The organism is Streptococcus sp. 27098_8_70 (assembly GCF_041432215.1).
Lineage (GTDB): Bacteria > Bacillota > Bacilli > Lactobacillales > Streptococcaceae > Streptococcus > Streptococcus oralis_CP.
Genome location: NZ_JAPVZD010000001.1, coordinates 1,019,874 through 1,037,849, shown reverse-complemented (window position 1 = coordinate 1,037,849; position 17,976 = coordinate 1,019,874). Strand labels below are relative to the sequence as shown.

Sequence of the window (17,976 nt, the reverse complement as noted above, 5' to 3'; positions counted from 1 at the left end):
GAATACCTCCTCCCCTTATTATAAGTAATTGATGCCGACTTGTCAGGTATCAAGTGAAATCTTGATAAAATACCAGATAGAAAAACTATACCAATTTTTATTCTTGACAAGTGAGAAAAACAAGTATATACTGTTTTTGCTGATTCCGTAAAGTGAGAATTAGACTATACCAATTTAAGGAGAAAGCACAGCTGGTCTGTGTCGTATATACTATGTGTGGAATTGTTGGTGTTGTTGGAAACACAAATGCAACTGATATTTTGATTCAAGGGCTTGAAAAGCTCGAATACCGTGGCTATGATTCTGCGGGGATTTTTGTCCTAGGTGGTGCTGAAAATCATCTAGTCAAGGCTGTCGGTCGTATCGCAGAATTGTCTGCCAAGACAGCTGGTGTTGAGGGAACAACAGGTATCGGACATACGCGTTGGGCGACTCACGGGAAACCAACGGAAGATAATGCTCACCCACACCGCTCTGAGACGGGACGTTTTGTCTTGGTGCACAATGGAGTGATTGAAAACTACCTTGAAATCAAGGAAGAATACCTTGCAGGTCACCACTTCAAGGGGCAAACCGATACGGAAATCGCTGTTCACTTGATTGGGAAATTTGCAGAAGAAGAAGGTCTCTCAGTTCTTGAAGCCTTCAAAAAAGCCCTTCACATCATTCGTGGTTCTTATGCCTTTGCCTTGATTGACTCTGAAAATCCAGATGTCATCTATGTCGCTAAGAACAAATCTCCACTTTTGATTGGTCTTGGAGAAGGTTATAATATGGTCTGCTCAGATGCTATGGCTATGATTCGTGAGACCAACCAATACATGGAAATTCATGACCAAGAGTTGGTAATCGTCAAGGCTGATAGCGTCGAAGTTCAAGACTATGATGGTAACAGTCGTGAGCGTGCTAGCTACACTGCTGAGCTCGACTTGTCAGATATCGGTAAGGGGACTTATCCTTACTACATGCTCAAGGAAATCGACGAGCAACCAACGGTTATGCGTAAACTCATCCAAGCCTACACGGATGAGGCAGGTCAAGTTGTCGTAGATCCAGCTATCATCAAGGCTGTTCAAGATGCAGACCGCATCTATATCCTTGCAGCTGGAACATCGTACCACGCAGGATTTGCTTCTAAGAAGATGTTGGAAGAATTGACAGATACACCAGTAGAACTTGGAATCTCATCTGAGTGGGGCTACGGTATGCCACTTCTCAGCAAGAAACCGCTCTTCATCTTTATCAGCCAGTCTGGTGAAACAGCTGACAGCCGTCAGGTTTTGGTTAAGGCTAATGAAATGGGAATTCCGAGTTTGACAGTGACAAACGTGCCAGGTTCAACTCTTTCACGTGAAGCCAACCATACCATGCTTCTTCACGCGGGTCCTGAAATTGCCGTAGCATCAACAAAGGCCTATACGGCACAAATCGCAGCCCTTGCCTTCCTTGCAAAAGCAGTTGGAGAAGCAAACGGCAATGCCAAAGCGCAAGCCTTTGACCTGGTTCATGAGTTGTCAATCGTAGCTCAGTCTATCGAATCAACTCTTTCTGAGAAAGAAAACATTGATGCCAAGGTTCGAGAGCTTCTTGAAACAACTCGCAACGCTTTTTACATTGGACGTGGTCAAGACTACTATGTAGCCATGGAAGCCAGTCTCAAACTCAAAGAGATTTCTTACATCCAATGTGAAGGCTTTGCGGCAGGAGAACTCAAGCACGGAACCATTGCCTTGATTGAAGAGGGGACACCTGTCTTGGCCCTCTTGTCAGATCCAGTCCTTGCTAACCACACTCGTGGAAATATCCAGGAGGTCGCAGCCCGTGGTGCTAAGGTACTTACAATCGCAGAAGAAAATGTTGCCAAAGAGACAGATGATATCGTTCTTACGACTGTCCACCCTTACCTCTCACCAATCTCAATGGTCGTACCAACGCAATTGGTCGCTTACTTTGCAACCCTCCACCGTGGACTCGATGTGGACAAACCACGTAACCTTGCTAAGTCAGTAACAGTAGAATAAACCAAGAAAGTCTAGTTCATCTAGGCTTTTTCTAATGAGCAAATCCATTGAAAGTAAAACTAATTAGTGATAAAATACTCTAAAAACTAAAAGAGATAGCGAGGAAACAGTATGGTAGAATTAGGAATTTCAACATTTGGTGAAACAACCGCTCTGGAAGCGACTGGGCAGATTTACAGTCATGATGAACGCATTCGTCAGTTGGTGGCAGAAATTGAGCTGGCTGATAAGGTTGGTTTGGATGTGTACGGGATTGGGGAGCATCATCGGGAGGACTTTGCGGTATCGGCGCCAGAGATTATTCTTGCAGCTGGGGCAGTCAATACCAAAAAGATTCGTTTGACTAGTTCGGTCAGCATTCTCTCGAGTATGGATCCGATTCGCTTGTTCCAACAATATGCTACCATCGATGCCTTGTCAAATGGACGGGCAGAGATTATGGCAGGTCGTGGTTCATTTACCGAATCCTTCCCTCTGTTTGGCTATGACTTGAAAGACTATGAAGCTCTTTTTGATGAAAAGTTAGACCTGCTTCAGCTGGCAAATGAAAGCACCAAAGTGAACTGGCAGGGACAATTGACTCAAAGCATCGCTGGAAAAGAAGTCTATCCTCGTCCTGTTCAGGACAAATTGCCATTGTGGGTGGCGACAGGAGGTCATGTAGAGTCAACAGTGAAGATTGCTCAGGCGGGGTTGCCGATTGTCTATGCCATTATCGGTGGCAATCCACGTTATTTTAAAAAGCTGATTCAAGCTTATCGTGAGATTGGTAGGGAAGCCGGTCATGCGGAGAAAGACCTGAAAGTGGGTGCTCATTCTTGGGGCTGGATTTCGGAAGATGGCGAGCAGGCTGTCAAAGATTATTTCCATCCGACCAAGCAAGTGGTGGATGCAATTTCCAAGGACCGTCCGCACTGGCAGGAGTTGACCTATGAGCAATATTTGGAGCAAGTTGGACCAAATGGTGCCATGTTTGTGGGCAATCCAGATCAGGTGGCAGAAAAATTGATTCGCATGATTGAGGATTTAGACTTGGACCGTTTCATGCTCCATCTACCGCTTGGTTCTATGCCACATGATCAAGTTTTGAGAGCTATTGAACTCTTCGGCACACAAGTGGCTCCAAAAGTACGAGCATACTTTGCCATGAAAGAGGGGTTATAAAAAAATTCAATCAGTTGAGTCGATTGGTGAGGAACACCCATGGATTCAGCAACAGGTGGAAGTGGTACAAGTGATAGAGCATACTATCTAGTGGAATATATACTAGTTTATACCAAGTACAAGATAAAATAGTAAAAAAGACGATTTCCGCTTGGAAATCGTCTTTTTTGATATTCTCACAAATACGATATCTTGTGGTTGGTGTAAACTGGTAGATAGCTCTCTTATTTTATTTATCAAAACCTTGTAAGTTTTTTTGTCGCTCTTCAGTTTGACCCTTGGCATCCAATTTATTACCATTGTAAACAGTGCTTTCCCATGATCCGTACATTGGGTTAGGGAAAATGATGAATTTCTCACCAAACTCTTTTTGTAATTCCTCTAATTTTTGGTTGCGCTCAGTTTCAGAGGTCTTTGAAAACTCTGCAAAGTCCACAAGATTGTCTCCTAGTAGCATGACTAAGTTGGTTTTTTCTTGGACTGCTTGTCTACGACCTTCTTTAGATTTGACGCCTTTTTCTAAGAACATGAGATGATCGCGGCTTTGTACAGGAATTCCTTCGTTTTCTAGGTTTTTGATCGTATCATCTACCTGATCTATCGTGCGGTCAGATACATAGTAAATTTGGACACCGTTTTGGTCTGCAAATTGGAGAAAGTCTTTAGCACCTGGTACAGCCTTGGCTGCGGCTTTTTTTACCCAGACATCCCAGTTTTCTGGGGTAAATGCTGTTCCGTCTTTGACATTTTGCGCTTGATAAGGGCTATTGTCTAATACAGTTTCGTCCAAGTCCAAAACGATAGAGTAGGGTTTATCTGTCTGTGTTTTTAGTAGTTCTTTCAAACGATCAGTAGCGACATTGTAACCTTGTAGATAGAGTGCCTTGGTTTCAGCTGCTTTTTGATACCAAAGAGTTGACATAGTATTTTCTCTTGAACGCAACTGATCATAGGTCATTGTAACCTGATTATCAGATGTACTACTTTGTGTTGTCTGTGAATTTGCCGAATTTGTACCACAGCCAGTCAGTAAAATGACGGAAGTAAGTGTAGAAGCAATTGTAATGGTAACTTTGGATATTTTCATAATCCCATCCTCCTAATAATAGTCTATTAATATTGTAGCGTTTTCATGGGATTTGTGCAAGGAAATACCGAGAGAAAAGAAATTTTTCAGTAGTAATTTGGTATTAGGATAAAATTATGTACTTAATTTGGGAATGAAGATGGATATAAAAAAATTCAATCGGCTTGATAGAAAATCTATATCAGCTTCTTTTTGGAAAATAGATGAAAATAAAGTGAATCTTTGAAAGGCTAGTAACATCAAGCTTTTTAGGGATTTTTTTCTTTATAGATATAAAAATTTCCAATCGAGTTGATAGTCAATATATATTGGGAAAAGGGGAAAAGGAGTGGTAAGATGGTTTCAATCCAAATGGAAGGAGAAAGGTATGGCGAGTAAAAGAGAGCTAGTCTTTAGAGCGATTCGAGGCGATGAAGTGGAAAGAGTTCCTGTGGGATTTTGGTTTCATTTTGTAACACTCGAAGAAAAGGAGCAGGGATTAAATAATCCACGTATCTTTCAAAAAAGTGTTGATGGGCATCACAATTATGTGGAAAGGATTCGTCCTGATTTTGTCAAAATTATGAGCGACGGTTTTTTCCTTTATCCAAGTAATGTCTATCGTCCTAAGATTGCAAGCATTCAGGAGCTGACTTCTATTGAGTCGATTGGTGAGGAACACCCATGGATTCAGCAACAGGTGGAAGTGGTACAAGCGATTCGAGAGACCTTTACCGAAGAGATTGCTTCTTTCTACAATATCTTTTCGCCTATCTCCTACCTCAAGCGTTGGTTCCGTACAGAAACTTCTCGAGGAGATAGGGAAGTGGCTGACCTATTGCTTGAAAATCCTGAGCAACTCAGATCTATTCTAGATGTGATTGCAAGAGATATTGCTATCCTAACTCAGAAAATCATCCAGCAAGGTGGAGTTGATGGGATTTATCTCAGCACCCAGGAAATTCAAGATGAGCGCATCACACCAGAACTCTACCAAACCTATATCGAACCGAGCAATATAGCGATTTTGGAGGCAGCCAATCAGGTTGGTGGGACCAATATCCTCCATATCTGTGGTTTTGAAGGTGCGAGCAATGATGTGACGATATTTAAGGACTATCCAGCTCAAGTGGTCAACTGGGCGACTCATCATGAGGAGGTTAGTTTGACACAGGGGCAAGAGTTGTTTCCAGGCAAGGCCGTTTTAGGTGGATTTGAAAACGGCAAGAAAAGCTTGCTTTATCAAGGTTCCAAGGCGGAATTGCAAGATGAAACAAGACGGTTGCTGGCTGAAGCTGGTAATAAAGGCGTTCTTCTGGGAGCTGACTGTACTGTTCCAGATGACTTTGACTTAGAGAGGTTGGACTGGATTCGGCAGGCAGCTGTTCTCTAAAAGGAGGAGCTATGAAAAGTAAAAGATGGGGAATCTTCATTGCAGTTGTCGGTTTGCTGGCTTTGGTTGCCATAAGCGTCGTAAAAAATGGGCACTGCAAAAATGGAGAGAGATGTCGTGGAGTTCAGGATTTTTCCAAGTCCAGTCTTCCCTTTCTACGCTCGAATGATATCGCAAGCAGTTTATTAGTTGAAAAAGTAAGAAATGGAGAATAAGAATGTCAGAAAAAAAAGAATGGGTTTTAAAAGCATTTAGAGGTGAAAAGGTTGATCGTGTGCCAGTTGGTTTTTGGCACCATTTCACATCCGAAGACGAATGGCTACACGGATTTTCAAATCCAGTCATTATCGAGAAGAATATTGAGGGCCATAAGCGCTTTATCCGAGAAGTTCAGCCGGACTTTATCAAGTTAATGAGTGATGGCTACTTTGCTTATCCAAATCCAGCGATTGCCAAAGGAAAATCACTTCAAGAATTGGCAACCATTCAACCACTCGGACCAGAGCACGCTTGGATAAAAGAGCAGGTGGACTTGGTTAAAAAAATCAAGCAAGAGTTTACAGAAGATATCGTTGCGATTTACAATATTTTTGCTCCTGTGACCTATCTCAAGTGGCTACTGGGGGAAGTATCTGGTGGGGATGACCTCATTGCGGACTTTCTGGTGGAAGACCCTGAAGCCCTCAAGAAGGTGTTGGATGTGATTGCAGAGGATATTGCGAGTCTCAGCCGAGCTGTTATCGAAGAGGCTGGTGCTGATGGAATCTACCTCAGCGTGCAGAGTATCCAAGATCAACGAGTGTCGGCAGCAGAGTATCAAGCCGTCATTGCACCTAGCGAGATAACGGTTCTGGAAGCAGCTAGTGCTGTTGGTGGTGTCACGGTTCTTCATATCTGTGGCTACGAGGGAGCACGAAATGATATTCACCTTTTTGCAGACTATCCAGCCCAAGTCTTTAACTGGGCTGTAGGACCAGAGGGAATCACTCTCAAGGAAGGTCGTGAGATTTTCAAGGGACATACGGTTCTTGGAGGATTTGAAAATGGTAAGACAGGCTTGCTGTATACTGGTAGCAAGGATGCCATTCAGGCTGAAGCAAAGAAACTAGTTGCAGAAGCTGGGGAACAGGGCTTGGTACTTGGGGCAGATTGTACCATTCCAAGTGATATCGCAGTTGAACGTATCCAGTGGGTGAGAGAAGCGCTTGAAAACTAAAGGAGAAAAAGATGAGTAAAAAAGCATGGATTATCGGTGGTGTAGCAGTGGTTGTAGTAATTGGGGCAACGATTATCGGGAGAAGTTTAGCTGGTGCTCCAGCCAAGGATGGAGAAACGGCTTCGTCTGCTGAAGTTATAACCTTGAAGGTTGCCCATACACAAAACTATGTACCTTATGACTTTGTCAATGAAAAAGGGGAATCAGATGGTTATGAGGTAGCTGTTTTGAAGGCTGTTGATGAGAAGTTGGCAAACTATCAATTTGAATATACGGGCACCAGTGATGACGACCTCTTGATTGGTCTGGAATCAGGCAAGTATGACATCGGAACCAAGGGAGCTTGGTACACAGATGAACGAGCTAAAAAGTTTGTCATTCCATCTGAACCAGTCGGAGCGAGCATCATCGGATTTACTGTCAGAAAAGAAGATGAACAGAAATACAAAACCATTGATGACTTTGCTAAGAATAAAGGGAAATTGGTTCCCATCTCTCCACAGAATGCTCAATGGAATGTCATCACCAGCTACAATGAAAAACATCAGGATGCACCGATTGAGCTAACAGCAGCTGAATCCTTTAAAGTGGCAGATGCCTATGCCTGGGTCTTGGAAGGACGTTATGACGCCTTCTTTGATATCAAACTGTCCTTTGAAAAAGCAGTTACCGCAGAAGATGGCCCTTACCACCAATATGCGGATAAACTCAGCTGGTTCCCATACAAGGGCATTCCAACTTATCCCTTGATTCACCGTGATGAAAAGGGTGAGAAATTCGCTAAAGAATATGAAAAAGCAATCAAAGAGTTGAAGGAAGATGGAACGCTTGCTAAGTTATCTCAGCAATACTTTAAAGAAGATGTCTTTAGTTATGTAGACAAAGACTAGACCAGAAATTCCAAGACTAGAAAGGGTTTTGCATGGTTTCTTATGATTTTTCCAAGGTCTTTCAGTTTTTGCCAACCTTATGGCAGGCACTTCCTATGACCTTGTCCATTCTCTTTTTTACCACTCTTCTTGGGTCCCTTTTTGGAGGTCTCTTGGCCTGGGCACAAGTAGGAGAAGACAAGAGTTTTGCAGCGATTTCCAAAGGCTATATCTTTACCCTACGTTGTACACCGCCGATTGTCTTGCTTTTTCTAGTCTTTTATGGCTTGCCAGAATTTCTGAAATGGTGGCTTGGTTTGGATATCAACAACTGGTCTAAAACTATTTTTGTTCTCCTGACGATGATTCTCTTGTTTGCGGCTATTGTTGCCGAGGTTTTCAAGGCGGCCTATCAAGCTATTCCAAAGGGGCAGACAGAGGCCGGGCTTAGTATTGGTTTGACTCCAAGTCAGACTTTTTGGAGAATCATTTTTCCCCAAGCTTTTCAAGTTGCTCTTCCCAATATAACGACCGCTATACTCAATCTCATGCGAGATGCTGCCTTGGCCTATACGATTGGTTTCGTTGATGTTATGGGGGCGGGGAATCTCTTGATCAGTCGCAATTTAGGGAACTACTCGCTGGAAACCTATACGGCAGTTGCGCTTCTTTACTGGGGGATTGCCTTGGTTATTTCTAGTTTGAGTCGTTTGCTTGAGAAGTCTTTGGAAACAAAAGGGAGGTAAGAAATGGATATAGACTATATTGTAAAGACCTTTCTGGAGACCTTGAAGGGTGTGCCAATCACCTTGATTATCATGATTGTGGCTATGGTCCTAAGCTTTTTACCAGCTCTATTTTTAGCCTTGGGGCAGATTTACAAGGTTCGAGGGGTGAGGAGTTTTTCTCTGGTCTATCTGGCTTTTATCCGAGCGACTCCTCCGATTTTATTGATTCTCTTCTTTTATAGTTTGTTTCCAAGTTTGCTGAATCAATTTCTCAAAAGCATAGGAAGTGACTTTGATATTTTCAAGCTTGATCCTCTCTACTATGCCTTTATCATTTATAGTTTGATGACAGTCGGGAGTTTATCGGAGATTTTGCGTTCAGCGATCTTGACGGTGGACAAGGGACAACTAGAGGCGGCGCATGCGATTGGGCTGACTACGACCCAGGCCTATCTAAGGATTGTTTTTCCTCAAGCCTTGCGCTCAGCCTTGCCTAACTTGGCCAATCTGGTGATCAATATCGTCAAAGGGACCTCCCTAGTCTTTGTTATGACCATCAAGGATATCACCGCTATTGCTCGTGTAGAAGCGTCCTACGGTTACCAGTATTTTGAGTCTTATTTTGTAATCTTTTTGCAGTATATTTTGATCTGTGGTTTGATTCAGTGGGGCTTTTCTGTATTAGAAAAATGCTATGTGAAAAAAGAAAAGAGAGCGAAAGCATCTAGCGCGCGTTTTGTATAGGAGGACAGGATGTTACAAGTAGAACATATCGCAAAAACATTTGGTGAGAGACAGGTCCTGGAGGATGTCAATCTCCAGGTCAACCAAGGGGATGTCGTCGTTATCTTAGGACCATCAGGTTCGGGGAAAACGACCTTTCTCCGTTGTCTCAACCACTTAGAAAAAGCTGACAGTGGCCGTTTGACCTTGGCAGGAAAAACTTATGACTTAGCCAAATTAAGCAAGAAAGACATTCTAGAAATTCGCCAAAAAACAGCCTTTGTTTTCCAACACTACAATCTCTTTGCAAACAAAACTGCTCTGGAAAATATTCTAGAAGGCCTAATCGTAGCTCGTAAAGTACCCAAGGAAGAAGCGCTCAAACGTGCAGAATCTGCCTTGGAAAAAGTTGGTTTACTGGCCTACAAAGACTACTACCCTTCTCAGCTATCTGGAGGGCAACAACAACGAATAGGAATTGCGCGTGCTATTGCCGTCAAACCCGAGGTCATTTTGCTAGATGAACCAACATCAGCACTAGACCCTGAGTTGGTTGGAGATGTTTTGGATGTTCTGAAACAGTTGGCGGGAGAAGGTGTGACCATGGTGGTCGTCACGCATGAGATGGGATTTGCTAGAGATGTCGCTAACCACGTTATTTTCATGGATGGAGGCCGTATCGTAGAGGAGAACAATCCCCACGATTTCTTTAGTCGTCCACAAGAAGAACGAACCAAGCAGTTCCTGGCTCGTATCTTATCAGACGCTAGCTATAGTGTAGAATATATGATTTGATAGCTAAGTGTATCATAAAAACAACACCCCATGACTAGAAGATTCTTCTAATCATAGGGTGTTTTTCTATAGGAGGGCTAGGTTATACTCTTCGAAAATCTCTTTAAACCTCGTCAGCTTCGCCTTATCTACAACCTCAAACCAGTGTTTTGAGCAGCCTGCGGCTAGCTTCCTAGTTTACCCTTTGATTTTCATTGAGTGTTATTTCTTTTTCTTGTTCTTTATCAACCATCCAAGTCCGAGAAAGGCAAGGATGCTGAATCCAGCAAGGGCAAGGAGGGATTTGCTCTCAGTTCCTGTGTTTGGAAGGAGGTTCTGAGAGTGAGCCTCTGTAGCAGTTTCTTGAGTTTCAGGATTGGCTGCTAGGTTTTGAGCTTGACCTTGTTCTGGTTCGACTTCCAAGCTAGAAAGGTCAAATTCTGGTTTTTCTTCCACAGCTGGAGCGACAATGGCACCACCTTGAGACAAGCGGAGAACGACAGCAGTGAGAGCGTTCAATTTCAAGCCTTTTTCAGTCCATTCGAGACCTTGAGGGTTAGCAATTCCTACTGGTCCTGCTTGGTTTTCATCTGCGAGAACTTCGGCCTTTCTCAAGTGAGCAAAGGCAGTTCCTAGAGTAAATTCACGAGCCTTATCATCCGCATTGACAAAGACAGCGTAGACATCACCATTTGGAGCGGTGATTTGGTAGCCGATGGTCACATCTTCTTTTTCAACGCCATTTTGTCCTGGAACAGTAATGAGGTGGACGCGCTCTTTGATGTCTTGCAGACTCTTGAGTCGGAAGGCATCTGTCGATTGACGAAGGGCGATCAATCCTTTCATGTAGTTACGGCTCTTGACATTTTCAGGATATGCTTTGCCATCTGTTGCCTTGGTCCAATCAAACTTGTTGACAGCATCACTAGAGTCGTAAGAGTCATGGATAAAGTAAGGATAGACAAATGGCTTGCCGTCCTTGTCACGCAACAAGTGAGACTTGTTTGGAACCTTATCTTCAGGAACAGGAGTCTTATAGGCTGGATCAAGGAATTGTTTGGTACGTCCATATTCCTGCCCAGAGTGGATAAACGGAGTTCCTTGAGCAGTCAAGACCATGAGGTTTCCAAGTCGCAAACGACGATGGATTTCAGCATAGTTCTCAGCCTTGCTTGGATCTTTTTTGATAGACTGGGCAATGATGTCAAAGAGGGTCAAGTTATCATGGGCTGCGATATACTGGATAACATCTCCAGGGCTGTCTGCTTCAAAGTTGGTTGGTTGGGCAATGAGATTTTTAAAGATGGTATTGATATCGCGTTTGCCACCTGTGATAAAGGCAGGTTGGCCTTCGTTTGGATAGCCAGACTTGAGGTTGTTGCGGATGTCGTCTGAAAAGACAGCGACAGTATCCGTTTTCTTCATCCAAGACTGGTCAGCAGGTTGTACAGGCGTATTTTCATCGCCTGTATAGGTTCTCCAGCCTTCACCTAGCATGATAAGATTTGGATTGAGGGCGCGTGCAGCCTTGTAAGCTTCTTCGATAGAAGCCGCATCGTGGTCACCCATCATATCGAAGCGGAAACCATCCACTTTGTAGGTTTCAACCAGATACTTGATAGAGTCTACCAAGACACGTTTAGACATGTAGTGGGTAGTTCCCAAACGGCCGCCTCCGAAGCTAGTACGTGGAGTTCCGTCTGCGTCCATAAAGTGATAGTAGTTTGGCTCAATATCTTCAAAAATATCAACGTTGGCAGTATGGTTGTAGACCACGTCCAGGATAGCCCCCATGCCACGTTTGTGGATTTCGTTGATGAGATTTTTGAATTCTGCGATACGTTTTTCTGGATCCTTAGGATCGCTTGAGTACATACCAGTCAAGGAGAAGTAGTTTTGAGGGTCATATCCCCAGTTGTAGTTGCTGTTGCTTGAAGCGTAGGCAGACAAACGTTCATGGTTTTTCAATTCATTGACAAAGTAGTAAGACAAGACTGGAAGGAGCTGGATGTGGGTCACACCCAAGTCTTTGAGATAGTCCAGTTTTTCGATAAAGGCTTCAAAGGTACCAAATGGCTTGGTCAAGTCTTTTGCGATGGCAGGATCCGAAGTGAAGTCACGTACATGAGCTTCATAGATAACGGCATCTTCACGTGATTTGAAGTTACGAATCTTTCCATAGGTCAAGTCTTGCGGACCTAACTTCGCTGGATCGACAAAGGCAGCTTTAGCGACCTTATGAGCGGCATCTGTTTTTGCTAGGTCACTGTTCCAAGCCGCTAATGATTTGGCATAAGGGTCAAGAACGAGGACAGTTTTACCTTGGCGCTCGATTTGGTAGTGGTAGTAGTAGCCAGTGTAGTTGCTGATACCGAGACCAGAGTTTGCATCCAGAGTTTGTTTCCAGGTTCCTTTTTCTCCTTTTTCAAGGGCGACAGTTCCAACTACTTTTTCAGGGTCTTTCTTGTCATAGACAACAACGGAAACCTTATCAGCACTTGGAGACCAGAGGGTGAGGTCAACACGCTTGCCATCTTCTTTTAGAGTTGCGCCGAGTGGACCATCGTAACTGTAGGATTCATCCTTGAGGCGCCAGCTTGAACGTGTGGTAAAGCGGTCTGAATTGTAGCTGACAGTGTAAGGGTGTTGAGTGTCAGAGAAGTCGCCGATATAGGTCACTTTTTTACCTGCCTCATCCACTTCCACGTCTGTGATAGTTACTTTATTCCCTTGGTAATCAGTGATGCTGGAGTGTTTGAGGATGTCGTCTTTCTTAGCTCCAACTAGGGTAGAAAAACTGCTTTCGATACGAGATTTAGCCACGTGTTGGGCACCAGTCATACGGATATCGTGAACGTAGTAGGGGTTGGTGTAGATGGTTTCGTCATCATCTTTGAGGAAAATCTGACTGTGATTTTTTAGATCAGTGAATTTATAATCTTCTTTTCTGATTTTCACATCATCGCCTTTCTTGCTTTCGTCTAGTAATAAAAATCCAAATTCTCTCGCAGCTTCATTGAGTGGGATATCAATGTAACGGCCATATTTTCCAGTTGCTGTAAAGTCAGTACCGTCAGGCCATTCTCCACTGCTTGGGTTTTTGACATCGCCCCAATACCAAAGAGATTTTTTGTCATAGTTGCCATCGGTGCGGTAGTAGTTGACACGGACTGTTCCCGCTGGCTGAGGACGGTAGTTGTATACCTTATAGTTTTCATCTAGCCAAGCCTCGTTCATTTTTGGAGAAAGGCGCTCTACCGAACGGTCCCCTGTCAGGTTATCCCCTTTAGTATTGTTGATGAGGAAGCTGACTTTCTTAGCTTGATCATTCTTAAGTTTGACATCGAGATAATAGCCATAGTCATCTTTCTTGGCATCCTTGAAGGACTTGGCTCCATTGGGCCAGTTTTCAGAAGGTTTTTCAACATCGTCCCAAGTCCAAAGGCCTTGAGAATCCTTGTTTTCCTCAGGGAGTTTTTTCACATGGATGCGGAAGTAGTTATCTTCGATTGGTTCTTCAGAACTAGTGTCTGCTTGTGGTTTTTGATCAGAATTTGGCGTCGAAGTGCTAGTATCTACTTTCTCTTCCTTGCTGTTGGGCTGGCTTGCAGTAGCATCTTCTGTTTTGGGTGTTTCTGGCGCTGTAGTAGTTTCCACAGCTGGAGCTTCTTTTTTAGAATCAAGGGAAGCGTTTGCATTCTTTTGTTCAGAAATAGGCATTTCCTTTTGAGTTTGACTCGTTTCAGTCTCATTAGGAGCCTGGGTCATGGCGCTGGTATTTTCCTGAGTTTGAGGCAGGTTTTCGTTGGCCGAAATAGTTGGCATTGCAGCAGAAAGCAGGATAATGCTGGCACCAATAAGGACAGAACCAGTTCCGTTCTTCAAGGAACGGATACCGTAAATCATTTTTTTCTCAGTTTGAGATGGGATCTTTTTCATCACAATTCTCCTTGTGTAGTTGTTCCCTATCAGTATAGCACGAGGTAAACATTAGTGCAAGCGTTTTCCTAAATTTTAAGAGAAAATATAATGCTTCATTCTCTTGAAATTTTAAAATAATATATAGGAAAAGATTGTTTAAAAAATAGTAAAAAAACCTTGAAAAATCTAGCTAAATAAGGTATAATATGAGTAATCATTTGTCGTAGGTTTTGTCTGAAATATTGTCCAGACAAGGCTCACAGCAGTTAAATCTTCTGGAAAAGTCAGATTTAGCTGCTCTTTTTGTGCTTTTTTTCAGGTTTTTGAGTGCTTGTAACAAAGATTTAAAGATTCTGAAAATTCGTCAAAGGGACACGGTGATAGGGGTTTTTAAAACCATATGACGATTAGAAAAGCCTGATTGACAAGGCTTGGAATTTATTTACAAAGGAGAATCATCTTGGCAGGACATGACGTTCAATACGGGAAACATCGTACCCGTCGTAGTTTTTCAAGAATCAAAGAAGTTCTTGACTTACCAAATTTGATTGAAATTCAAACGGATTCATTCAAAGATTTCCTAGATCACGGTCTTAAGGAAGTGTTTGAAGATGTATTGCCAATTTCAAACTTCACAGACACAATGGAGTTGGAATTTGTTGGATATGAAATCAAGGAACCCAAATACACGCTCGAAGAAGCTCGTATCCACGATGCTAGCTACTCAGCACCAATTTTTGTAACCTTCCGCTTGATCAATAAAGAAACAGGCGAAATCAAGACCCAAGAAGTCTTCTTTGGTGATTTCCCAATCATGACCGAAATGGGTACTTTCATCATCAACGGTGGTGAACGTATTATCGTTTCTCAGTTGGTCCGCTCACCAGGTGTTTACTTTAATGATAAAGTAGACAAGAACGGTAAAGTAGGCTACGGCTCAACTGTTATCCCTAACCGTGGAGCTTGGTTGGAACTTGAAAGCGACTCAAAAGACATCGCTTATACTCGTATCGACCGTACTCGTAAGATTCCATTTACGACCTTGGTTCGTGCACTTGGTTTCTCAGGTGATGATGAAATCTTTGATATCTTCGGTGACAGCGAATTGGTTCGCAATACTGTTGAAAAAGATATCCACAAGAATCCAATGGACTCTCGTACAGACGAAGCTTTGAAAGAAATTTATGAACGCCTTCGTCCAGGTGAGCCTAAGACTGCTGAAAGCTCACGTAGCTTGCTTGTGGCACGTTTCTTCGACCCACGCCGCTACGATTTGGCAGCAGTTGGTCGTTACAAGATCAATAAAAAACTCAACGTTAAAACACGCTTGCTCAACCAAACCATTGCGGAGCCATTGGTAGACCCTGAAACTGGTGAAATCTTGGTAGAAGCTGGTACCGTTATGACTCGTAGCGTGATCGAGAGTATCGAGCACCACTTGGATGGCGACTTGAACAAGATCGTTTATATTCCGAACGATGCAGCTGTTTTGACAGAACCAGTTGTCCTTCAAAAATTCAAGGTTGTTGCCCCAACGGATCCAGACCGTGTTGTAACCATCATCGGAAATGCCAATCCAGACGACAAGGTTCGTGTTGTAACTCCTGCGGATATCCTTGCAGAAATGAGCTACTTCCTTAACTTGGCAGAAGGTATCGGACGTGTGGATGATATCGACCACCTTGGAAACCGTCGTATCCGTGCAGTTGGTGAATTGCTTGCCAACCAAGTACGTCTAGGACTTTCTCGTATGGAACGTAATGTCCGTGAACGCATGTCTGTTCAGGACAATGAAGTTTTAACACCACAACAAATCATCAACATCCGTCCTGTAACAGCTGCAGTTAAAGAATTCTTTGGTTCATCACAGTTGTCACAGTTCATGGACCAACACAACCCGCTTTCTGAGTTGTCTCACAAACGCCGTTTGTCAGCCTTGGGACCTGGTGGTTTGACTCGTGACCGTGCTGGATATGAAGTTCGTGACGTGCACTACACTCACTATGGTCGTATGTGTCCAATCGAGACACCTGAAGGACCTAACATCGGTTTGATCAATAACTTGTCATCATATGGTCACTTGAACAAGTATGGATTTGTTCAAACACCATACCGTAAGGTTGATCGTGAAACAGGTGTAGTCACAAACGAAATTGTTTGGTTGACAGCCGATGAAGAAGATGAATTTACTGTAGCGCAGGCTAACTCTCGCCTCAACGAAGACGGTACTTTTGCTGAGAAGGTTGTCATGGGACGTCACCAAGGGGTCAACCAAGAGTATCCAGCAGAAGTGGTTGACTACATGGACGTGTCACCAAAACAGGTAGTTGCCGTTGCGACAGCATGTATTCCTTTCTTGGAAAACGATGACTCCAACCGAGCCCTCATGGGTGCCAACATGCAACGTCAGGCTGTGCCATTGATTAATCCAAAAGCACCTTACGTTGGTACTGGTATGGAATACCAAGCAGCTCATGATTCTGGAGCGGCTGTTATTGCTCAGTATGGAGGTAAAGTTACTTACGCAGATGCTGACAAGGTAGAAGTTCGTCGTGAAGATGGTTCACTAGATGTTTACCACATCCAAAAATTCCGTCGTTCAAACTCAGGTACTGCCTACAACCAACGCACTCTCGTTAAAGTTGGCGATGTTGTTGAAAAAGGCGATTTTATCGCTGACGGACCTTCTATGGAAAAAGGGGAAATGGCGCTTGGACAAAACCCAATCGTTGCCTACATGACTTGGGAAGGTTACAACTTCGAGGATGCCGTTATCATGAGCGAACGCTTGGTCAAAGACGATGTTTACACATCTGTCCACCTCGAAGAATATGAATCAGAAACGCGCGATACAAAGCTTGGACCTGAAGAAATTACTCGTGAAATTCCAAACGTTGGTGAAGATGCCCTTAAAGACCTTGACGAAATGGGTATTATCCGTATCGGTGCCGAGGTTAAAGAAGGGGACATCCTTGTAGGTAAAGTCACACCTAAGGGTGAGAAAGATCTCTCAGCTGAAGAACGTCTCTTGCACGCTATCTTCGGAGACAAGTCTCGTGAAGTGCGTGACACTTCTCTTCGTGTACCTCACGGTGCCGATGGTGTCGTTCGTGATGTTAAGATCTTTACGCGTGCAAATGGAGATGAGTTGCAATCAGGTGTTAACATGCTGGTTCGCGTCTACATCGCTCAAAAACGTAAGATCAAAGTCGGAGATAAGATGGCCGGACGTCACGGAAACAAAGGGGTTGTCTCTCGTATCGTTCCTGTAGAAGACATGCCTTACCTTCCAGACGGAACTCCAGTCGACATCATGTTGAACCCACTTGGGGTACCATCACGTATGAATATCGGTCAGGTTATGGAACTCCACCTTGGTATGGCAGCCCGTACTCTTGGTATCCACATCGCAACACCAGTCTTTGATGGAGCAAGTTCTGAAGACCTTTGGGACACTGTTAAAGAAGCAGGTATGGATAGCGATGCTAAGACAATCCTATACGATGGACGTACAGGTGAGCCGTTTGACAACCGTGTATCAGTTGGTGTCATGTACATGATCAAACTCCACCACATGGTTGATGATAAATTGCACGCGCGTTCAGTCGGACCATACTCAACCGTTACCCAACAACCACTTGGAGGTAAAGCTCAGTTTGGTGGACAACGCTTTGGTGAGATGGAAGTTTGGGCTCTTGAAGCCTACGGTGCGTCAAATGTTCTCCAAGAAATCTTGACTTACAAGTCTGACGATATCAACGGACGTTTGAAAGCTTATGAAGCTATTACAAAAGGAAAACCAATTCCAAAACCAGGTGTTCCAGAATCCTTCCGAGTTCTTGTCAAAGAATTGCAATCTCTTGGTCTTGACATGCGTGTCCTTGACGAAGATGACCAAGAAGTGGAACTTCGCGACTTGGATGAAGGAATGGACGAAGATGTCATCCACGTAGATGACCTTGAAAAAGCCCGCGAAAAAGCAGCCCAAGAGGCTAAAGCAGCCTTTGAAGCTGAAGAAGCTGAGAAAGCAACAAAAGCGGAAGCAACAGAAGAAGCTGCTGAACAAGAATAAGCAGTTCACTTAGAATAGAAAGGGAAGAA

General features: G+C 43.6%; 12 protein-coding genes. 10 read left to right on the top strand and 2 right to left on the bottom strand.

Annotation, left to right across the window (positions count from 1 at the left end; all coding sequences use genetic code 11):
* Positions 1-212: 212 nt before the first annotated feature.
* Both glmS and O3655_RS04800 read left to right on the top strand, forming a co-directional pair.
* Positions 213-2,021, top strand: a complete 1,809-nt coding sequence (gene glmS / locus O3655_RS04805) for a glutamine--fructose-6-phosphate transaminase (isomerizing) (protein WP_084881503.1) — start codon at positions 213-215, stop codon at positions 2,019-2,021.
* A 111-nt stretch (positions 2,022-2,132) separates the two neighbouring features.
* On the top strand, positions 2,133-3,185 hold the full coding sequence (locus O3655_RS04800) for an LLM class flavin-dependent oxidoreductase (RefSeq protein ID WP_000229782.1): 1,053 nt from the start codon (positions 2,133-2,135) through the stop codon (positions 3,183-3,185).
* 229 nt (positions 3,186-3,414) lie between these two features.
* On the opposite strand, the gene O3655_RS04795 is transcribed toward O3655_RS04800, so the two are convergent.
* The gene (locus O3655_RS04795; protein WP_000703388.1) at positions 3,415-4,272 is read right to left on the bottom strand and encodes a 5'-nucleotidase, lipoprotein e(P4) family; all 858 of its coding nucleotides are present in this window, start codon (positions 4,270-4,272) and stop codon (positions 3,415-3,417) included.
* Between the two features lie 367 nt (positions 4,273-4,639).
* Between O3655_RS04795 and O3655_RS04790 the strand changes: the two genes are divergently transcribed.
* From O3655_RS04790 to O3655_RS04760, 7 genes are read left to right on the top strand one after another with little or no spacing between them, the layout of a single operon-like run.
* Entirely contained in the window at positions 4,640-5,644 is a 1,005-nt protein-coding gene (locus O3655_RS04790; RefSeq protein WP_371641199.1) for a uroporphyrinogen decarboxylase family protein, read from the top strand.
* Between the two features lie 11 nt (positions 5,645-5,655).
* Positions 5,656-5,859: a hypothetical protein gene (locus O3655_RS04785; protein WP_000837737.1), complete on the top strand. Its 204-nt coding sequence runs from the start codon at positions 5,656-5,658 to the stop codon at positions 5,857-5,859.
* Positions 5,860-5,861: 2 nt separating this feature from the next.
* Positions 5,862-6,860 (top strand): uroporphyrinogen decarboxylase family protein, encoded by a 999-nt coding sequence (locus O3655_RS04780; RefSeq protein ID WP_001290985.1) that lies wholly within the window; start codon positions 5,862-5,864, stop codon positions 6,858-6,860.
* A gap of 11 nt (positions 6,861-6,871) precedes the next feature.
* Positions 6,872-7,750, top strand: coding sequence for a transporter substrate-binding domain-containing protein (locus tag O3655_RS04775; RefSeq protein WP_000037011.1), 879 nt, complete (start codon positions 6,872-6,874; stop codon positions 7,748-7,750).
* Positions 7,751-7,782: 32 nt separating this feature from the next.
* Positions 7,783-8,475, top strand: coding sequence for an amino acid ABC transporter permease (locus O3655_RS04770; RefSeq protein ID WP_000255460.1), 693 nt, complete (start codon positions 7,783-7,785; stop codon positions 8,473-8,475).
* A gap of 3 nt (positions 8,476-8,478) precedes the next feature.
* The gene (locus tag O3655_RS04765; protein WP_000350564.1) at positions 8,479-9,201 is read left to right on the top strand and encodes an amino acid ABC transporter permease; all 723 of its coding nucleotides are present in this window, start codon (positions 8,479-8,481) and stop codon (positions 9,199-9,201) included.
* A gap of 9 nt (positions 9,202-9,210) precedes the next feature.
* Entirely contained in the window at positions 9,211-9,975 is a 765-nt protein-coding gene (locus O3655_RS04760) for an amino acid ABC transporter ATP-binding protein (protein WP_000942251.1), read from the top strand.
* 201 nt (positions 9,976-10,176) lie between these two features.
* Here the strand turns inward: O3655_RS04760 and O3655_RS04755 are convergent, their stop codons facing one another.
* Entirely contained in the window at positions 10,177-13,893 is a 3,717-nt protein-coding gene (locus tag O3655_RS04755; RefSeq protein ID WP_308697353.1) for a pullulanase, read from the bottom strand.
* Between the two features lie 442 nt (positions 13,894-14,335).
* On the opposite strand from O3655_RS04755, the gene rpoB reads away from it, so the two are divergent.
* The gene (gene rpoB, locus O3655_RS04750) at positions 14,336-17,947 is read left to right on the top strand and encodes a DNA-directed RNA polymerase subunit beta (protein ID WP_049519196.1); all 3,612 of its coding nucleotides are present in this window, start codon (positions 14,336-14,338) and stop codon (positions 17,945-17,947) included.
* The last annotated feature ends 29 nt before the right edge of the window (positions 17,948-17,976 follow it).